The sequence below is a fragment of the Lysobacter sp. GX 14042 genome (assembly GCF_021390425.1).
In the GTDB taxonomy this organism is placed as follows: domain Bacteria; phylum Pseudomonadota; class Gammaproteobacteria; order Xanthomonadales; family Xanthomonadaceae; genus Novilysobacter.
In genome coordinates, this window is record NZ_JAJUWY010000004.1 from 179,830 (window position 1) to 197,367 (window position 17,538).

At 70.7% G+C, this 17,538-nt stretch carries 19 protein-coding genes; 9 read left to right on the top strand and 10 right to left on the bottom strand.

Translation table 11 applies throughout. The features are described from left to right. Window positions 1-60: 60 nt before the first annotated feature. Window positions 61-357 (bottom strand): hypothetical protein, encoded by a 297-nt coding sequence (locus LY625_RS08185; protein WP_233739532.1) that lies wholly within the window; start codon window positions 355-357, stop codon window positions 61-63. A 198-nt stretch (window positions 358-555) separates the two neighbouring features. On the opposite strand from LY625_RS08185, the gene parE reads away from it, so the two are divergent. Further along, entirely contained in the window at window positions 556-2,463 is a 1,908-nt protein-coding gene (gene parE / locus LY625_RS08190; protein ID WP_233739533.1) for a DNA topoisomerase IV subunit B, read from the top strand. 3 nt (window positions 2,464-2,466) lie between these two features. Here parE and hutG read toward each other — a convergent pair whose 3' ends face one another. From hutG to LY625_RS08215, 5 genes are all read right to left on the bottom strand, one after another. Next, complete coding sequence (hutG, locus tag LY625_RS08195; protein ID WP_233739573.1) at window positions 2,467-3,270, bottom strand: N-formylglutamate deformylase; 804 nt, start codon at window positions 3,268-3,270, stop codon at window positions 2,467-2,469. 9 nt (window positions 3,271-3,279) lie between these two features. Continuing rightward, window positions 3,280-4,644 carry a glutathione-disulfide reductase gene (gorA, locus tag LY625_RS08200; RefSeq protein ID WP_233739534.1) on the bottom strand — a complete coding sequence of 455 codons (1,365 nt, stop codon included), beginning with the start codon at window positions 4,642-4,644 and terminating at the stop codon, window positions 3,280-3,282. A gap of 67 nt (window positions 4,645-4,711) precedes the next feature. Then, window positions 4,712-5,968: an FAD-dependent oxidoreductase gene (locus LY625_RS08205; RefSeq protein ID WP_233739535.1), complete on the bottom strand. Its 1,257-nt coding sequence runs from the start codon at window positions 5,966-5,968 to the stop codon at window positions 4,712-4,714. 10 nt (window positions 5,969-5,978) lie between these two features. Further along, window positions 5,979-7,193: a DUF418 domain-containing protein gene (locus LY625_RS08210; protein WP_233739536.1), complete on the bottom strand. Its 1,215-nt coding sequence runs from the start codon at window positions 7,191-7,193 to the stop codon at window positions 5,979-5,981. A 7-nt stretch (window positions 7,194-7,200) separates the two neighbouring features. Next, entirely contained in the window at window positions 7,201-7,680 is a 480-nt protein-coding gene (locus LY625_RS08215; RefSeq protein ID WP_233739537.1) for a peptidylprolyl isomerase, read from the bottom strand. A 105-nt stretch (window positions 7,681-7,785) separates the two neighbouring features. Between LY625_RS08215 and LY625_RS08220 the strand changes: the two genes are divergently transcribed. Beyond that, entirely contained in the window at window positions 7,786-8,310 is a 525-nt protein-coding gene (locus LY625_RS08220; protein WP_233739574.1) for a C40 family peptidase, read from the top strand. A gap of 161 nt (window positions 8,311-8,471) precedes the next feature. Further along, window positions 8,472-9,128 carry a C40 family peptidase gene (locus LY625_RS08225; RefSeq protein WP_233739538.1) on the top strand — a complete coding sequence of 219 codons (657 nt, stop codon included), beginning with the start codon at window positions 8,472-8,474 and terminating at the stop codon, window positions 9,126-9,128. A 17-nt stretch (window positions 9,129-9,145) separates the two neighbouring features. On the opposite strand, the gene LY625_RS08230 is transcribed toward LY625_RS08225, so the two are convergent. Then, entirely contained in the window at window positions 9,146-9,637 is a 492-nt protein-coding gene (locus LY625_RS08230) for an acyl-CoA thioesterase (protein ID WP_233739539.1), read from the bottom strand. 118 nt (window positions 9,638-9,755) lie between these two features. On the opposite strand from LY625_RS08230, the gene LY625_RS08235 reads away from it, so the two are divergent. Next, window positions 9,756-10,247: an 8-oxo-dGTP diphosphatase gene (locus LY625_RS08235; protein WP_233739540.1), complete on the top strand. Its 492-nt coding sequence runs from the start codon at window positions 9,756-9,758 to the stop codon at window positions 10,245-10,247. A 5-nt stretch (window positions 10,248-10,252) separates the two neighbouring features. Here the strand turns inward: LY625_RS08235 and LY625_RS08240 are convergent, their stop codons facing one another. Beyond that, entirely contained in the window at window positions 10,253-11,827 is a 1,575-nt protein-coding gene (locus LY625_RS08240) for a hypothetical protein (RefSeq protein WP_233739541.1), read from the bottom strand. 144 nt (window positions 11,828-11,971) lie between these two features. On the opposite strand from LY625_RS08240, the gene LY625_RS08245 reads away from it, so the two are divergent. Further along, window positions 11,972-13,594, top strand: coding sequence for an alkaline phosphatase (locus tag LY625_RS08245; RefSeq protein ID WP_233739542.1), 1,623 nt, complete (start codon window positions 11,972-11,974; stop codon window positions 13,592-13,594). Between the two features lie 48 nt (window positions 13,595-13,642). Here the strand turns inward: LY625_RS08245 and LY625_RS08250 are convergent, their stop codons facing one another. After that, window positions 13,643-14,062: a CopD family protein gene (locus tag LY625_RS08250; protein WP_233739543.1), complete on the bottom strand. Its 420-nt coding sequence runs from the start codon at window positions 14,060-14,062 to the stop codon at window positions 13,643-13,645. 60 nt (window positions 14,063-14,122) lie between these two features. Between LY625_RS08250 and LY625_RS08255 the strand changes: the two genes are divergently transcribed. The 3 genes from LY625_RS08255 (at window position 14,123) to LY625_RS08265 (ending at window position 16,095) form a co-directional block, all read left to right on the top strand. Further along, window positions 14,123-14,719 (top strand): class I SAM-dependent methyltransferase, encoded by a 597-nt coding sequence (locus LY625_RS08255; protein ID WP_233739544.1) that lies wholly within the window; start codon window positions 14,123-14,125, stop codon window positions 14,717-14,719. A gap of 76 nt (window positions 14,720-14,795) precedes the next feature. Further along, entirely contained in the window at window positions 14,796-15,734 is a 939-nt protein-coding gene (locus LY625_RS08260) for a peptidylprolyl isomerase (protein ID WP_233739545.1), read from the top strand. Between the two features lie 64 nt (window positions 15,735-15,798). Further along, on the top strand, window positions 15,799-16,095 hold the full coding sequence (locus LY625_RS08265) for a hypothetical protein (protein WP_233739546.1): 297 nt from the start codon (window positions 15,799-15,801) through the stop codon (window positions 16,093-16,095). A gap of 18 nt (window positions 16,096-16,113) precedes the next feature. Here the strand turns inward: LY625_RS08265 and LY625_RS08270 are convergent, their stop codons facing one another. After that, window positions 16,114-16,950 carry an EamA family transporter gene (locus tag LY625_RS08270; protein WP_233739575.1) on the bottom strand — a complete coding sequence of 279 codons (837 nt, stop codon included), beginning with the start codon at window positions 16,948-16,950 and terminating at the stop codon, window positions 16,114-16,116. A 185-nt stretch (window positions 16,951-17,135) separates the two neighbouring features. Between LY625_RS08270 and LY625_RS08275 the strand changes: the two genes are divergently transcribed. Beyond that, window positions 17,136-17,531: a DoxX family protein gene (locus tag LY625_RS08275; protein ID WP_233739547.1), complete on the top strand. Its 396-nt coding sequence runs from the start codon at window positions 17,136-17,138 to the stop codon at window positions 17,529-17,531. Window positions 17,532-17,538: the final 7 nt, after the last annotated feature.

Consider the following 17,538-nt stretch of genomic DNA (forward strand, 5'->3'; position numbering starts at 1 on the left):
CTGCCGCTGGAAAGCGGTAGTCTACCGGCTGGCCGTGGCCGCCGCGACCGCTTGACAGCCTCAGCCGCGCCAGTCTTCTTCCTCTTCGCGCTCGGCCGGGCGCCGGTCGCCACGGGCGGCGGCGGCGTCCCGCGCCTTGCGCGCCTCCTCGGCGGCCCGGCGCGCGGCGTCGCGACGGGCGTCGGCGGCGCTGCGGTCGGCCTGCTCGGCGGCGGCCTTCTTGGGCTGGCGCTCGTGTGCCGTGGCCTGGTCCGCGGTATCGGCCTGCTGGGCCGAGGCCACCAGCGCCACCCCCGCCAGCGCCAGGCCAACCGGTACCAGCATCAGGGTCCGGAACGTGATCGTTGGGATCTTCATCGGCTTGTCCTCTTCATGTGCGGAATGGCGCCGCCTCCCCGCGTGACGACCCCGGAAGGCTAGCGCGTCGTGGCGTGAGGGCACCTGAAGGACCCCACATCCCGGCGCCTGACGTTCAGCGACCCCTTGCTTGACCCCCTTCTGCCCGACCCGCATTCTGGCGGACTTTCCGCAGTCCCCGCACCGGCTCCGCACCGCATGAACACCCGCTACAACGCCGCCGACATCGAAGTCCTGTCGGGCCTTGACCCGGTCAAGCGCCGGCCCGGCATGTACACCGACACCACCCGCCCCAACCACCTGGTCCAGGAGGTGGTCGACAACGCCGTGGACGAGGCGCTGGCAGGGCACGCCCGGCTGGTGGAGGTGACCGTGTACGCCGACGGCAGCTGCGAGGTGTCCGATGACGGGCGCGGCATGCCGGTCGACATCCACCCCGAGGAAGGCGTGCCGGGCGTGGAACTGATCCTGACCCGGCTGCACGCCGGCGGTAAGTTCTCCAACCGCAACTACACCTTCTCCGGCGGCCTGCACGGCGTGGGCGTGAGCGTGGTCAACGCCTTGAGCACCCGGGTCGAGGTGTCCATCAAGCGCGAGGGCAGCGAGCACCGCATCGCCTTCGCCGACGGCGACCGCGCCAGCGAGCTCGAGGTCGTGGGCAGCGTCGGCAGGCGCAACACCGGCACCCGGCTGCGCTTCTGGCCCGACCCGAAGTATTTCGACACCCCGAAGTTCAACCTGCGCGCGCTGAAGCACCTGCTGCGCGCCAAGGCGGTGCTGTGCCCCGGGCTGACCGTGCGCCTGGTGGAGGAAGCCGGCGGCGAGCGCGTCGAGTGGCATTACGAGAACGGGCTGCGCGACTACCTGCTGGGCGAGCTGGGCAACCGCGAGCTGCTGCCGCCGGAACTGTTCGTCGGCGGGCTGGGCCGCGAGACCGAGACCGTGGAATGGGCGGTGGCCTGGTCGGCCGAGGGCGAGCTGGTCCAGGAAAGCTACGTCAACCTGATCCCGACGGCCCAGCACGGCACCCACGTCAATGGCCTGCGCAGCGGTTTCACCGATGCGCTGCGCAAGTTCTGCGACTTCCGCAACCTGCTGCCGCGCGGGGTCAAGCTGGCACCCGAGGACGTCTGGGACCGGGTGAGCTTCGTGCTCAGCCTGAAGATGACCGACCCGCAGTTCTCCGGCCAGACCAAGGAGCGGCTGAGCTCGCGCCAGGCCGCGGGCTTCATCGAGGGCGCCGCCGAGGACGCCTTCACCCTGTGGCTCAACCAGCACGTGGAATGGGGCGAGCGCATCGCCCAGCTGGCCATCGAGCGCGCCAGCGCGCGGCTGAAGACCGATAAGCAGGTCACCCGCAAGAAGGTCACCCAGGGCCCCGCCCTGCCCGGCAAGCTGGCCGACTGCATCAGCCAGGACCTCTCGCGCACCGAGCTGTTCCTGGTCGAGGGCGACTCGGCCGGCGGCAGCGCCAAGCAGGCGCGCGACAAGGACTTCCAGGCGATCCTCCCGCTGCGCGGCAAGATCCTCAACACCTGGGAGGTGGCGTCGGGCAGCGTGCTGGCTTCGCAGGAGGTCCACGACCTGGCGGTGGCGATCGGCTGCGACCCGGGCAAGGACGAGCTGTCCGGGCTGCGCTACGGCAAGGTGGTGATCCTCGCCGACGCCGACTCCGACGGCCTGCACATCGCCACCCTGCTCACCGCCCTGTTCCTGCAGCACTTCCCCGCCCTGGTCCGCGCCGGCCACGTGTTCGTGGCGATGCCGCCGCTGTTCCGCATCGACCTGGGCAAGCAGGTCCACTACGCCCTGGACGAGGAGGAGAAGCAGATCCTGCTCGACCGGATCGAGCGCGAGAAGGCACAGAAGAAGAAGGGTTCGGCCGGTACCGTCCAGGTCACCCGCTTCAAGGGCCTGGGCGAGATGAACCCGGCGCAGCTGCGCGAGTCGACCATCCACCCCGACACCCGACGCCTGGTACAGCTGACCGTCGACGACGCCGACGGCACCCGCTCGCTGATGGACATGCTGCTGGGCAAGAAGCGTGCGTCCGACCGCAAGGCGTGGCTGGAGGAGAAGGGCGACCTGGCGACGCTGGAGGTCTGAGCCTCAGCCAGCGGCCGGGCTCTGCCCGGCGTCCAGGCACACCTCCAGCAGCCGGCGCAGGAGCGGCTGCAGGCGCGCCGCACGGGCCGGGTCGAACTCACCGCTGCCCTCGTCCATGTAGCAGCGCTGGCTGGTTTCCATCTGCACCGCCTGGATGCCCCGTGCCGGGTCGCCATAGTGCCGGGTGATGTGGCCGCCCTTGAAGCGTCCGTTGGCAACCCAGTCGTAGTCGTCCTGCCCGGCCAGCACCTGCTCGAGCCGTTGCTGCAGCGCCGGGGTGCAGCTGGCACCGGCCGCAGTGCCCAGGTTGAGGTCCGGCAGCCGGCCCTCGAACAGGAACGGCAGGTCGCTGCCGCGGATCGAATGGCCTTCCCACAGCACCACCCGGCCGTGCCCGCCGCGCAGGCGCTCCAGCTCCCCGCGCAGGGCGTCGTGGTAGGGGCGCCAGTAACGTTCGATCCGGGTGGCGATCTCCGCCTTTCCCGGCTGCTGTCCTTCCAGGTAGACCGGCCCGCCGTCGAAGCGGGTGGTCGGGCACAGTCCGGTGGTGTTCTGCCCGGGGTACAGCGAGGTGTCGTCCTCCGGGCGGTTCAGGTCGACCACGTAGCGCGAGTAGCGCGGCACCAGCACCGAGGCACCCAGCGCGCGGGCGAAGTCGTACAGGCGTGACACGTGCCAGTCGGTATCCGGCGCCGTGCGCGCGGGCCCGGCCATGCGCTCGGCGAGTGCCACGGGGATTTCGCTGCCGTCGTGCGGCAGGCTCAGCAGCAGCGGAGCGCTGCCACGGTGGAGGCGATAGCTGTCCATGAGGTCCACTCAGGTGTCCTGCATCAGCACCACTTCCTCGGCGCTGGTGGGATGGATGGCGACGGTGTCGTTGAGGTCGTCGAGGGTGGCGCCCATGCGCACGGCGACGGCGAAGCCCTGGAGGATCTCGTCGGCGGCCTCGCCCAGCAGGTGCACGCCGGCGACCCGGCGCTCGGCGCCCACGCACACCAGCTTGAACAGGCTGCGCTGCGGGACGTCGGCGAGGGCGTTGAGCATCGGCCGGAAGCCGGCCCGGTACACGCTCACCGCCCCGGCGCCATGCCGCTCGACCGCTTGCTGCGTGGTCAGTCCGACCATCCCCAGCGGCGGATGGCTGAAGACCACGCTGGGGATGTTCTCCGGATCCAGCGGCCGGTCGCGGCCGGCGAAGACCCGGTCCATCAGCCGGCGCGCGGCGGCGATCGCCACCGGGGTCAGCGGCAGGTCGGCGGTGACGTCGCCGACCGCGTGGATGCCTGCGACGCTGGTGTCGTGGCGCGCGTCGACCCGTACATGGCCACGCCCGTCGAGCTCCACGCCGGCAGCCTCCAGCCCGAGGTTGCCGGTGTTGGGCGCACGGCCGGTGGCGAACAGCACCGCGTCGAACACCGGATCAAAGGCCGGACCGGCCGGCCCTTCGACCACGACGCGGACGCGCCCGCCTTCGCGCTCCAGGGCCGTGGCGCTGCAGCCGAAGCGGACCCCGACGCCGCTCTGGCGGTAGTCCTCGGCCAGCACCCGGGCGAGTTCCTCGTCGAATCCCGACAGCAGCCGCTCGCCGCGCACCAGCAGCTCGACCTGGCTGCCCAGCGCCTGCAGCACGCCGGCGAGCTCCACTCCGATATAGCCGCCGCCGATCACCGCGACCCGCCGCGGGGCCTGGACCCAGCCGAAGAAATCGTCCGAGGTGCCGCCCAGCTCCGCGCCGGGGATCGACGGGCGCAGCGCGCGCCCGCCGGTGGCGAGCAGGATCCGCTTCGCCCGCAGGAAGACGCCGTCGCCGCAGGCCACGGTCCTGGCATCGCGCAGGCTGCCGCGCATCGGCAGCACCGCGATGCCCGCCTCGTCCAGGCGGCGCCGGTAGCTCTCATGGATGTTGCCGATGTAGCGCTGGCGATGGCCGATGAAGGTCGGCCAGTCAAGCGAGCCGGCGCTGGAGGAGAAGCCGAGCTGGCCGGCAAGGCCAAGCCTGCGCCCGACCTCGGCGGCCAGCCACATCGCCTTCTTCGGGACGCAGCCGGCATTGACGCAGGTGCCGCCCAGCGCATCGGGCTCGAGCAGCGCCACGCTCGCGCCATGCGCGGCGGCCCGGAACGCACCCGCCAGGCCGCCGGAGCCGCCGCCGATCACGATCAGGTCGAAATCCTGTGACATGTATTCCTCCGGCAGACGGGCCACGCTGCCATAGCCCTCGCCGGGCGGCAAACCGGATCCTGGCCCCTCACCCCAGCCGCGCCGGATCGAAAGGCGCGGCATCCATCGCCGGTGCCCGCCCCGCCACCAGGTCGGCCACCAGCTGCCCGGTCCCCGCGCTCATCCCCACGCCCATCATTCCGTGGCCGGTGGCCAGCCAGGCGTGGCGATGCGCCGGCAGGCGACCGATGATCGGCACGTCGTCGCAGCTCATCGGCCGCCAGCCGCACCAGCGCTCGCGCACCCGCGGGCCGACCGGCTCGTGCAGGCTGGCGCGGGCCGCGCGCTCCAGCGCCGCCAGCCGCCGTGGCTGCAGGCGCTCGTCGAAGCCGGAGAACTCCATGGTGCTGCCCAGCCGGAAGCCGCTCGGCCAGCTGGTCACGCAGACCGACCAGTCGCGCAGCACCAGTGGGCGCAGCGGGACCCGCGATGGCGGATCGTAGGTGATCGAATACCCCTTGCCTGGCTGCATCGCCAGGGCCAGCCAGGGCGCATCGATCGCCCGCGCCAGCTGCGGCGACCAGGCACCGGCGGCGATCACCGCCTCGCGCGCGTGCAGCGGTCCGGCCGGCGTCTGCAGGACGACGCCGGCGCCGTCCTCCTCCAGCCGCTGCAGCGGGCGGTCCTCGTCGATGCTCCCGCCACGTTCGCGGACCACCCGGGCGAGCTCGTCGACGTACCGGTCCGGGCGCAGGACCGCGTCGCCGCGGAAGCGGATCGCACCGGCGGTACCGGGCAGCACCGCCGGCTCCATGGCGTCGTAGGCGGGCCCGTCGATCACGTCGACCTCCACCCCCAGTTCGCGCAGCAGGTCCAGTTCGCCCTGGCCGCGCTCGAAGGCCGCCGGGGCACGGAAGACGTAGTCCTCGCCGGACGGGGAGAACTCGCAGGCGAGCCCGTGGCGTGCGATCCAGTCGGCCAGCCGGGCACGTGAATCGTTGAGCAGCAGCGACTTGGCCCGGGCGCTGGCTTCCCAGTCGCGCCGGTTGCAGCGGCCGGCGAACCGCCACAGCCAGCGCCACAGCCGCGCGTCCACCCGGGGGCGGATGTACAGCGGCGCGTCCGGCCTCAGCATCATCCTCAGCGCCTCGCCGACGCGGCCGGGCGCGGCCAGTGGTGGCGCATGGCTGGGGGTGATGGTCCCGCAGTTGCCATGCGAGCTGCCGCTGCCGATCCGGCGTGCCTCGATCACCCGCACGCCGCGCCCGTCCTCCAGCAGCGCCAGCGCGGTGGCCAGCCCGACCACGCCGGCCCCGACCACCACCACGTCATCGCGCTGCGCCATGCCGGCGAGTCTACGCGGGTACTTGGCGCAGCGGCGGCAGGCGCCACCAGGTGAAGGCGCGCCACAGCCATTCCACCGGTCCCTGGCGGAACCGCGCCAGCCACCAGCGGCTGGCCAGCACCTGCAGGGTGAAGAACACGACCACGCCGAGCACCTGCCCGGCGCGGCCTACCCCACCCCACATCCCCAAGCCATGGCCATAGAAGATCCAGGTGCCGACCAGCGACTGCAGCAGGTAATTGCTCAGTGCCATCCGCCCGGCTGGCGCGAGCACGCCCAACAGCGAGCGGGGCCGGGCCGCGAGCAGCAGCACGATGCCCGCGTAGGCCAGGCCCGCGGGCAGCCCGGCAGCCATGTGCAGGACGGCGGCGACCATGCCCGTGCCCACCGACGCGGCCTGCCCCGGCACCGGATCCACCGCGAGGCTCGCCAGGGTCAGCACCAGGCCGCCGGCCAGTCCAATCGCCACCAGGCGCAGCAGCGCCGGGCGGTGGGCGGCGGGATCGGCCGCCAGCCCCGAACGGAGCATCCAGCCGCCGACCAGGAAGGTGCCCAGCAATCCCGGGAGCATCACCACCAGGTTGCCGGCCATCGCGGTCCAGTAGTGCACCCGCTGCGCCGTCGCCTCCAGCCAGCTGCCGTGGGCGTAGGCGGCGATCTCCTGCAGTCGCATGCCCTCCAGCGACTCCAGGACGCCGCCGGCCACTTCGGGCCCGGCCTGTTCGGCCAGCACCAGCAGCCCGCCCCCGGCGAGCATCAGCGTGGCCCACACGCTCCACAGCACCAGGCCCATGACGCCCAGGGTGGCGGTGCCCGCCTCGCGGAAGAACAGCAGCAGGCCCAATGCCCCCAGCGCGTAGGACACCAGGATGTCACCGGCCCAGATGAACCAGGCGTGCGCCAGGCCGATCACCAGCAGGCCTGCGATGCGGCGCAGGTAGACCGGCGCGAACCGCGTACCGGCGGTCCGCGCGCGCTCGAGCATCAGCACGAAACCCATGCCGAACAGCAGCGAGAACAGGGTCCAGAACTTTCCCTGGACCAGCAGGTAGACCAGCCAGTCCGCCGCGGCATCGAGGACGCCCTGTCCCGGCTGCACGCCGCCGCCCATCTGTGACAGCGGCGCGCCGAAGTATTCGACGTTCATCAGCGCGATGCCCAGCAGGGCGAACCCGCGCAATGCGTCCAGGTGATCCAGGCGACCGCCGCCGGCGGTCGCCGTCATGCGCGGCTCAGTGCTCGTGGCCGCCATCGCCGTGCACGTGGCCGTGCTCGACTTCCTCGGCCGCCGCCTCGCGCACTTCGACGATCTCGATGTCGAAGCTCAGGTCCTTGCCGGCCATCGGGTGGTTGAGGTCGACGTCGACCACGCTCATGCCGACCTTCTGGATGGTCACCGCCCGCGGGCCGAAATTGGTCGGCAGTACCGCCTGCATGCCCGGCACCAGTTTGGTGCCCTGGAAGTACTTCTTGGGCACCCGCTGGGTCAGGCCCTCGCGGATCTCGCCATAGGCCTCAGCCGCGGGAACCTCGGCGGTGAAGGTGTCGCCGGCCTCGTGGCCGTCCATCGCCTTCTCCAGGCCCGGGATGATGTTGCCGTGCCCGACCAGGATCGCCAGCGGACCGCTGTCGCGTGAACTCTCCAGCTGCTCGCCGCCCTGCTCGGAAACGGTGTAGTGGAACTTCACGACGCGGTCTTTCTCGATCTTCATTGGCTGGCTCTCTGGTTGCCGTCGCGGACGAAAGCGGCCAAGCTGTCGCACGTGACAAGGGCCGCGCATTATCCCGGCAAGCCGCTCCCCACGCCAGTTCGGCGTCTGGGCCGCCCTGTCCTCCCCGTAGCCCTGGCCTGTGCCGCACTCTCCTGCGGCATGCTGCTGTCGGCCTGCGGGGGCGGCAAGGCGGCCCGTGCCGAGATCCCGCCGGCATCGCAGCGGCAGTGGGCCACCCTGGCACCGGCCGATCCGGCCTCGGCCAATTCGGTGCTGATGCGCGCCATCAGCCTGGTGGGCACCCCTTACCGTTACGGGGGCAACACGCCGCAGGCCGGCTTCGACTGCAGTGGCCTGATCAATTACGTCTACCGGGACATGCTCGACCTGGCGCTGCCGCGCACCACCCGGGACCTCGCCGCGGTCCAGGGCCCGCGCATCGCGCCCGAACGCCTGTCGCCGGGCGACCTGGTGTTCTTCGGCAGCCGCGGCTCGGTCACCCATGCCGGCATCTATGTGGGCGAAGGGCGCTTCGTCCACGCGCCCAGCAGCGGCGGGACCGTGCGCCTGGACCATCTGGACGGCCATTACTGGCGCGACCACTACAGCGGCGCACGCCGGGTGTTGTGAGTCACTTCACTGACCGGGACGGGAACGCAGGCCCTTGATGTTCCTGAAGCTGGAACGTGATTCGCTTCTTTTAACATTCATTTAACGTCTTCTGAACCTGCTGGCCCCCGTTCACCGGCATCATCGCCGGGTGATTTTTCAGTGATGGCCGCGTGATGGCGTTGAAGCACACCGCACATGTTTCCGATTCCAGCCGCGCCCCCCGGGGGCGCGGCGTCCGTCTGGCCCTGGCCGCCCTGCTGCTGGCACTGCCCGTGGTACCGGCACTGGCGCAGCAGAGCGCCCAGGCGGGCGCCTCCGCGACGGCCGAGGCGCCCATGGTGTTCTCCGGTGCCGGCAGCCTGCCCGACGGCGCATTGGCACTAGCCAGCGACATCAGCCGCCTGCTGGCCAGTGGCAAGACCGCCGCGGCATCGCAGGACTACAAACCAACCGATGGCCGGATCCGGACTGTGCTCAACAGCGCCCTTACCCTGCTGGGCACGCCCTACCGCTGGGGCGGCACCAACCCGGAAAGCGGCTTCGACTGCAGCGGCCTGGTCAGCTACGTGTTCCGCAACGCGGTCGGGCTGGAGTTGCCACGGGTGACCCGGGACCAGGCCAGGCAGGGCGAGCTTGTCGCCGACAAGTCCGAGCTGGAGGAAGGCGACCTGGTCGTCTTCGGCAAGCGCGGCAGGGTCGACCACGTCGGCATCTACGTCGGCGAGGGCCGCTTCGTGCATGCCCCGAGCACCGGCAAGGACGTGATGGTTTCCAGCCTGGAGACCGGCTACTGGAGCGGGAAGTACATGGAAGGCCGCCGCCTCGCCGGCATCTGACTGCCCACGCCGGCGTTCTACTCGAGCGCGGCCGCCCGGTAGCGCTCCACCACGCCTTCGATGCCCTTGCCCAGGGCCATCACCTGCTGCGCGTACCCGGCGAGCCGACGGTCGTCCTCGGTGGCCGGCGTCCACGGCGGTACCGGCGTGGGACTGCCTTCCACGCCATCCAGGGCGACGAACACGATGACGCAATGGGTGCACAGGCGTGCCGGGCCTCCCATCGGATCGCGCGCGCCCACGTCCACCGCGAAGTGCATGCTGCTGGTACCGGTATGCACCAGCCGCGCCCGTACCGTGACCAGGTCACTGGTGCGGATCGGCGCGACGAAACGGATCCCGCCGACCGCCACGGTGACGCTGTAGCGCCCGCTCCAGCCGACCGCGGCGGCATAGCCGGCCTGGTCGATCCACTTCATCACCACCCCTCCGTGCACCTTGCCGCCGTAGTTCACGTCGGAAGGTTCGGCCAGGAAGCGCATGGTCACCTCGCGCTGGTGTCCGCTCATGCGTGCTCTCTTCATCGGGACCGGACGGCAGTATGGCGCCGGGGCGGCAAGCCGCCGTGGAAGTGGCCGTGCACGGGGCGATCGGAGACACTGGGCGGCCCTGTTCCCCGGATCCCCGATGGCCGCTTATACCCCCATCGTCGCCACGCTCGGCTACGTGCTCTCGCCGGACCGGAAGCAGGTCTTGATGATCCACCGCAACGCGCGGCCGGGTGACCACCACCTGGGCAAGTACAACGGCCTGGGTGGAAAGATCGAGCGCGACGAGGACGTGGTCGCCGGGATGCGGCGGGAAATCCTCGAGGAGGCCGGCATCGGCTGTGAGGCGCTCACCTTGCGCGGGACCGTCAGCTGGCCGGGCTTCGGCAAGCAGGGCGAGGACTGGCTGGGCTTCATCTTCCTGATCACGCGCTACAGCGGCGAGCCGCTGGTCCACAACCACGAAGGCACCCTTGAATGGGTGCCTTTGGCGCGCTTGGGGGAGCTGCCGATGTGGGAGGGCGACCGGAACTTCCTGCCGCTGGTGTTCGACGGGGACCCGCGCGCCTTCCACGGCGTGATGCCGTACGAAGGCGGACGGATGCTGTCCTGGCGCTACTCGCGCGCCTAGGCGCGTTACTTCTCGCCCTGCGCGCCGTCGATCATCTGCGAATACGACTGCATGTCGGGGATGATCGTGCCACGACGGTCGGCGGTTTCCACGATATGGCTGGTGATGAAGTCGTTGCTCATCGTCTTCACCTCCTCCAGGAAAGCGTGGTCCTCGGGCAGCGCGTCGATGATCGCCTGCTTGGCCTCGGCGGTCAGCCTGCCCTGTGCGTCGGTGACCCTTCCGCCGGCCAGTTCGCCCAGCTTGTCGGAGATCGGGCCGGCCAGCGCACGGTCGCCGAGCATGTCGGCCACCGCATCGGCGACTGGCTTGGCGGCCAGGTCACCGGCGACCGGAATTGCCGAGATCGCGATGTCCAGCATGAAGCCGACCATCTCGTCGCGTGCGGCAATGTCGGCCCGAAGGTCGATGTAGCCCGCGTCCACCGCATCCTGCATGACCGCCCCGAGCATCGCCACGCGGGTGGTCGCGTCGTTCACCTCGCGCACGTTGCCGTCGCTCTCGGGCTGGTTGCTCTGGCGGATGTTGTCGGAGACGAACTCGCCCAGCATGTCCATCACCTGTCCGCCGCGGCTGCTGTCGGGGTTCAGTGCGGTCAGGCGGATGAGGTTGGACAGCGCGGCGAGGTTCTCCCCCATCACGGTGCTGTTTTCGTTGCTCGAACCCGGGGTCTGCGACGGATCGAGGACCGTCAGGTCGCGCATCAGCGTGTCGCCATGGGCGATGAACAGGTCCGCAAGTGCATCGGCCCGGCCCGGAATCGGCTTGTTGCCGCTGCCGTAGAACTGGTTCTCGATGATGTTGCCGCTTGAGTGCTGGCCCACGTACTCGACCATGTGCAGCGCGTCGGCGGCGGTGCCGTGGTCGGCAACGGCCTGGATCACCAGCTCCATCGGGTCGGTCAGCCCGACCCCGTCCAGCATCGGCGAACCGAACGACTGGCCTTCCTGGCCCACGGCGGCATACAGGCTGTCGCGCTGTCCGGCGGACAGGCCACCGAGCACGTTATGGATCGCCTGGGTACCGCCGGACTGCTCCAGCGCGTTGAGCAGGATGCCGGCCATGGCACCCTGCTCGGCCGGGGTCATCATCGGCGGATCGACGAGCAGCCGCTGCCCGAGCATGTCCGCCGCGAACTTCTCGATGAACTGCTGGGCCGCCGGGCTGTCGCTGCCCACCAGCATGTCCATCAGCGCCTGCGTGCCCTCGGCATCGCCCGGCATCAGGCCCAGGGGACCGAAGGAGGAGGAGCCGAGCATCCCGGTGAACTGGAGCGCGTCACCCAGGTCGACCTCGCCGTCCACGTAGGCCTGGGCGAACGCATCGGTGATGGCGTCACGCTCCAGGCCGGTGATCCGCCCGCTGTCCACCAGGTCATTGAGCCGGTCCGGCGTGAGCCAGGACATCGTGGCCCCGCCATCCTTTTCCAGGATGGCATCGAACAGCTCCGCGCGTGCCTGCGGGTCCAGGCCCTCGATGGCCTCGGCGAACGCGTCGAGCCGCGCGTCGTAGTCGTCGCGCCAAAGGAAACGGTCGCCTACATCGAGGATGGCGTCGGCCTGCTGGTTGATGGTGGTCATGGTCTGGTCCCGGGTCGTCGACGACCCATCCTAGGAAGCGCGCCGCCGCCGGGCATCTAGGGATGACACTAGCCCGGTGCGGCAACGCGGACGGAATGACGCGGGCGCATAATGGAACATTCATCCGTGACCGAGTCCTGCCGAATGTCCCTGCAGTCCCTGGCCCGTTGCGCGCTTGCCGCCGCCGTCACCCTCGCCGCTGCCGCCTGTGCGACCGCGCCCGCCCCATCCAGCCCGGCGACCCCGGTGGCCAGCGCGCTCCCGGTGGAGGTACCGGAGATCCGGCGTCCGATGGACGAAACCGCTGCGTGGTGGTTCCGCGACGGCGCGGCCCAGGCGGCCTCGCGCGGGGCGATGGAAGGCACGGCACGCAACGTGATCCTGTTCGTCGGCGACGGCATGAGCCTGGCCACCGTGGCCGCCGCGCGCATCCACCAGGGACAGCGGCGGGGCCAGGCGGGCGAGGAGAACCGCCTGTCGTGGGAGCACTTCCCGGCCACTGCGCTGAGCAAGACCTACAACACCGACCAGCAGACCCCCGACTCGGCCGGAACCATGAGTGCCATGGCAACCGGCGCGAAGACCCGCGCCGGCCTGATCAGCGTCGCCCAGTCGATGTACTTCGACGACTGCACCGGCCTGCAGGATGGCCGGCTGGTGACGCTGTGGGAACTGGCCGCCGACGCCGGCATGGCCACCGGCGTGGTCACCACCACCCGCATCACCCACGCCACCCCGGCCTCCACCCTTGCCCACTCTCCGAACCGCAACTGGGAGAACGACACCCAGGTGCCGGCCGAAGCCAAGGCCGCCGGCTGTACCGACATCGCCCGACAGATGGTGGAAAACGCCCATGGCCACGGCCCGCAGGTGATGCTGGGCGGTGGCCGTGCGCACTTCATGACCGCCGCGCAGGCCGACCCCGAGTACCCGGACCGCAAGGGCCAGCGCGGTGACGGCGTGGACCTGGTCGCGCTGTGGCAACAACGCCACCCCGATGGCGTGTACGCGTGGAACGCGGAGCAGCTCGCCGCCGCCCCGGTCGAGGCGCCCCTGCTGGGGCTGTTCGAGCCCGGACACATGCAGTTCGAGCACGACCGCCCCAACGACGCGGCCGGCGAACCCAGCCTGGCGGAAATGACCCGCGCGGCGATCACCCGGCTGGAGCGCAACCCCGAAGGCTTCGTGCTGCTGGTCGAAGGCGGCCGGATCGACCATGCCCATCATGGTGGCAACGCCTACCGGGCCCTCACCGAAACCGTCGCCCTGAGCGATGCGGTGCAGGCGGCGGTGGAAGCGACCTCTGATGACACGCTGATCCTGGTCACCGCCGACCACGCCCACACCATGAGCTTCGTGGGCTACCCCGGGCGCGGCAACCCGATCCTCGGCAAGGTGGCCAAGGTCGACCGCCATGGCGAGGCCGAGCAGTCGACCGACCGTGACGGCCTGCCCTACACCACCCTGGTCTACGCCAACGGCCCCGGCTACGTCGGCGACGACGGCCGCCCGGACCTGTCGCAGGTCGACACCACCGGCCCGGATTACCTGCAGGAAGCGACCGTCCCGATGGGCAGCGAGAGCCACGGCGGCGACGACGTGGGCATCTGGGCCACCGGCCCGGGCAGCCATGCGGTGCGCGGCAGCGTGGAGCAGAACACCATCTTCCACTTCATGCTGCAGTCCACTCCGCACCTGCGGAACGCCTTCTGTGTCCGCGGCGGCTGCACCGCCGACGGCGTGCCCGTCGAACTGCCGCGGCCCTGAGCGTCATCCGGATGCCCGCACGCGCGGGCATCCGGCACCCCGCCCACCTCAGAACGGCTTGGCCAATACCAGCCACACGATCGCCACCAGCCCCACCAGCGGCAACTCGTTGAACCACCGCAGCGCCCGCGGGGACGGCAGCGCCCTCCCCGCCGCATGCGCCTTCAACCAGCGCCCGGTCACGATGTGGAACGCGAACACCGCCGCGACCAGCAGCAGCTTCGCGTGCAGCCAGCCGCCGGCGACACCGAAGTGCAGCCACAGCGCCAGGCCCAGCAACAACGCCAGCCCGAACATCACGTGCCCGAAGCGGTACAGCCGGCGCCCCATCAGCAGCAACCGGTCGCGTACCGCAGGCTGGTTCCCGGCCTCGGCCAGGTTGACCAGGATGCGCGGCAGGTAGAACACCGCCGCCATGAAGGCGATCACGAACACCAGATGGAAGGTCTTGGTCCAGACGTAGGCCATGGAAGTCCCTGGAAGAAGGCGGAAAGGAGACAGGCGCGTGCAGCACGCTAGGATCGCATGATGGCCAAGCAATACGACCGCGCCTATTTCGAGCGCTGGTACCGCGACCCGGCGATCGGCGGCCCGGCTCGCCTGGCACGCAAGGTTGCCCTGGCGGTCGCGACCGCCGAGTACTACCTGGAGCGTCCGCTGCGCAGCGTGCTCGACATCGGCTGCGGCGAGGGTGCCTGGCGCGCGCCGCTGCTGAAGCTGCGTCCGCGGGCGCAGTACCTGGGCTTCGACTCGAGCGCCTACGCGATCGAGCGCTACGGCGTCCGCCGCAACCTGCACTTCGCACGCTTCGGCGACTTCGCGCACCTGCGTCCCTGCCCGCCGGTGGACCTGCTGGTATGCAGCGACGTGCTGCACTACCTGCCCCTGCGCGAACTGGACCGCGGGCTGCCGGCGCTGGGCGAGCTGTGTGGCGGCGTCGCGTTCCTGGAGACCTTCACCCGTGCCGACGGGTTCGACGGCGACACCGAAGGATTCCAGGCGCGCCCGGCACGCTTCTACCGGGAGCGGTTCGCCGCCCTGGGCCTGCAGCCGCTCGGCTCGCACCTGTGGCTGTCGCCCGCCTTCGCCGGGGCGACCGCGGCGCTCGAGGTCCCCGGTCCCTGAGCGGCGACATGCCCGGCCGGTTTGCCTGAACGGAAACCAACAGACAGAATCCGGCGGTCCCCATCCGGAACCGACCATGGCCGCTCCACGACCGTCTTCGCTGCTGCTTCCGCTTGCCCTGGCGTTGGCGCTGGCAACCACCCCCCGCCCCGGCCACGCGCAGGACGCCAGCGAGGAACCGCCGGCACCCGGCGTGCAGGAAATCCTCGACGCCTCGCCCGCGGGCGACTGGCGCACGCCGGACCCGGACAACACCCTTTACATGGAACTGGAGGGCGGCCGGGTGGTGATCGAACTGGCACCCGCGTTCGCGCCTGCGCACGCCGACAACATCCGCGCCCTGGCCCGCGGGGGATTCTGGGATGGGCTGTCGATCTACCGGGCCCAGGACAACTTCGTGGTCCAGTTCGGCGACCCCACCGAAGACGAGGACGGGCGCAGGCCGCTGGGCAGCGCGCGCGCGTCGCTGCCGGCCGAGTTCGAGCGGCCGGGTGCCGGGCTGGAATTCACTCCGCTCCCGGACGTCGACGGCTGGTCGCACCAGGCCGGTTTCGTCGAAGGCTTCCCCGCCGCCCGGGCGGCGGACGGCACCACCTGGCTTGCGCACTGCTACGGCGTGGTCGGTGCGGGCCGCGACATGGAACCCGACTCCAGCAACGGCTCGGAACTGTACGTGGTGATCGGCCAGGCTCCGCGCCAGCTCGACCGCAACATCACCACCGTGGGCCGGGTGATCGATGGCATGGAGCTGCTGTCCGCCACCGCGCGCGGGCCGGAACCGATGGGCTTCCACGAAGACCCGGCCCGACGCGTCCCGATCGGCTCCATCCGCCTGGCCAGCGAAGTCCCCGCCGGCGAGCGCACCGGCATCGAGCTGCTGCGCACCGACAGCCGGACCTTCGCCGCGGTGACCGAGGCCCGCCGCAACCGCCGCGATGCCTGGTACCACGTCGCGGCCGGGCACATCGACCTGTGCAATGTCCCCTTGCCCGCCCGGAAGACCGACGGCAGCTGAGTCCGTCACGCCGCCTTGGCCGTCCGCTGCCTAGCGTGTAGGCCCGTTTCCAGGGCAGCCACCCATGCCGCAGCTACGTATCCGCATCACCGGCAGCGACGACGACGCGCGCGCCATCATCAACCTGTTGACCGGCATCGAAGGCATCGAGCACGTCGAGGAGATCGCCGACACCATGCCGCACATGGACGACCCGGACTCCAGTTCCGCCGGCCTGTCCGACGATGAAGGACCCGGCATGACGCTGATCGAGGTCGATGCGGGCAACGATGCGACCGCCGCCAAGGTGCGCGACGCGGTGGAGGCGCTCGCCCACGACCTCGAAGTGGTGGCCGAGTTCGAGAACCGCGAGTACGAGTGAGCCCCGCCGCGCGCGTGGTCAGCGTCGCTGGGCCATCGCCACGCTGCCCAGGATCAGCGTGCAGGCCACGCCCATCGCCAGGGTCAGCGGCTCGTCCAGCAGCCACCAGGCCCAGGCGACGGCGAACAGCGGCACCAGATAGGTCACCGTGACCGCCCGGCTGGGGCCGACCCGCTGCACCAGCCGGTAGTACATGGCATACGACAGCCCGGTGCACAGCACCCCCAGTACCACCGCCGAACCCCAGGCCGACGCCGGCACCGGGCCGGCCGGCCAGTCGGCGACGGCGAACGGCAGCACCAGCAATGCCGAGGTTCCAAGCGTCGCGGCCGCCACCGCCGCCTGTGGCAGCCCGGTCAGGTAGCGCCGCAACAGGTGCACGCCGATGCCGTACATCAGGGCCGCGGTGCAGCCGGCCAGCACCGCCAGGCCCACGCGCTCTCCCGCGGTCTTGCCACTGGCCAGCACCACCACGCCGGAGAACCCCACCAGCAACGCGATCGCGCGGCGCCAGCCGATCCGGTCGCCGAAGAACAGGAAGCCGAGCAACGCGGTGAACAACACCGCCATCGCGTTGGTGATCGCGCTGATGCCGGCGGGAGCGTTCTGCGCCGCCCAGGCGAACAGGGCGAACGGCAGGGCCGAGTTGATCGCCCCGATCACCACCAGGCGCGGCCACAGCCGGCCGGGGATCGCGTGCCACTGGCGCAGCAGGAACGGCAGCAGCACCAGCGCGCCGAAGGCCAGCCGCAACTCCGCCAGCGCGGCGGTACCGAACTCCGGCGCGGCCACCCGCTGGAACATGAAGGAGATGCCCCAGATCGCCCCGAGCGCGGTGATCTCCAGCGGCGTCATCCAGTCGGTCGCACCGGCCGGCGGATGCCCGGCCCGGGAAAGGGGATCGGCGGAGGAGCGGGGCTGGTTCACGGGAGAGCTTCGCGGACGGCGCCGCATTGTCTCGCGCCTCGCCCCGCGGGGCACTGTCTTTTTCTGCCGGTGCGATGGGTATGCTTGCGCTCCCAAGGCCACGGAGAACCGGGATGAACCCTGCACTGCAGCAAGACCTCGCGCGGCTGCTGCTGCGCGTCACCCTTGGCGTGCTGATCCTGCTGCACGGGATCGCCAAGCTCAACGGCGGGCTGTCCGGCATCACCGGCATGGTCGCCGGCACCGGCCTGCCGGGCTGGCTCGGCTACGCGGTGCTGATCGGCGAGGTGCTCGCCCCGCTGTTGCTGATCGCCGGCTTCCACGCGCGAATCGGGGGCGCGCTGGTGGCCATCAACATGCTGGTGGCGGTGTACCTGGCGCACATGGGCGAACTGGGCCGCTTGGGCTCCAGTGGGGGATGGGCACTCGAGTTGCAGGCCATGTTCTTCGTCGCCGGCGTGGCGGTGGCGCTGGCCGGGCCTGGGCGATTCAGCGTCAACGGACGCTAGGCATGGG

Excerpts from the sequence above, each read along its gene's own strand:
- LY625_RS08185 (WP_233739532.1), bottom strand. The coding sequence starts at position 357 with ATGAAGATCCCAACGATCACGTTCCGGACCCTGATGCTGGTACCGGTT.
- hutG (WP_233739573.1), bottom strand. The coding sequence starts at position 3,270 with ATGGACAGCTATCGCCTCCACCGTGGCAGCGCTCCGCTGCTGCTGAGC.
- LY625_RS08235 (WP_233739540.1), top strand. The coding sequence starts at position 9,756 with ATGGCCGCTTATACCCCCATCGTCGCCACGCTCGGCTACGTGCTCTCG.
- LY625_RS08215 (WP_233739537.1), bottom strand. The coding sequence starts at position 7,680 with ATGAAGATCGAGAAAGACCGCGTCGTGAAGTTCCACTACACCGTTTCC.
- LY625_RS08275 (WP_233739547.1), top strand. The coding sequence starts at position 17,136 with ATGAACCCTGCACTGCAGCAAGACCTCGCGCGGCTGCTGCTGCGCGTC.
- LY625_RS08205 (WP_233739535.1), bottom strand. The coding sequence starts at position 5,968 with ATGGCGCAGCGCGATGACGTGGTGGTGGTCGGGGCCGGCGTGGTCGGG.
- LY625_RS08260 (WP_233739545.1), top strand. The coding sequence starts at position 14,796 with ATGGCCGCTCCACGACCGTCTTCGCTGCTGCTTCCGCTTGCCCTGGCG.
- LY625_RS08270 (WP_233739575.1), bottom strand. The coding sequence starts at position 16,950 with ATGACGCCGCTGGAGATCACCGCGCTCGGGGCGATCTGGGGCATCTCC.
- LY625_RS08230 (WP_233739539.1), bottom strand. The coding sequence starts at position 9,637 with ATGAGCGGACACCAGCGCGAGGTGACCATGCGCTTCCTGGCCGAACCT.
- LY625_RS08245 (WP_233739542.1), top strand. The coding sequence starts at position 11,972 with ATGTCCCTGCAGTCCCTGGCCCGTTGCGCGCTTGCCGCCGCCGTCACC.
- LY625_RS08240 (WP_233739541.1), bottom strand. The coding sequence starts at position 11,827 with ATGACCACCATCAACCAGCAGGCCGACGCCATCCTCGATGTAGGCGAC.
- LY625_RS08210 (WP_233739536.1), bottom strand. The coding sequence starts at position 7,193 with ATGACGGCGACCGCCGGCGGCGGTCGCCTGGATCACCTGGACGCATTG.
- LY625_RS08250 (WP_233739543.1), bottom strand. The coding sequence starts at position 14,062 with ATGGCCTACGTCTGGACCAAGACCTTCCATCTGGTGTTCGTGATCGCC.
- parE (WP_233739533.1), top strand. The coding sequence starts at position 556 with ATGAACACCCGCTACAACGCCGCCGACATCGAAGTCCTGTCGGGCCTT.
- gorA (WP_233739534.1), bottom strand. The coding sequence starts at position 4,644 with ATGTCACAGGATTTCGACCTGATCGTGATCGGCGGCGGCTCCGGCGGC.
- LY625_RS08255 (WP_233739544.1), top strand. The coding sequence starts at position 14,123 with ATGGCCAAGCAATACGACCGCGCCTATTTCGAGCGCTGGTACCGCGAC.
- LY625_RS08265 (WP_233739546.1), top strand. The coding sequence starts at position 15,799 with ATGCCGCAGCTACGTATCCGCATCACCGGCAGCGACGACGACGCGCGC.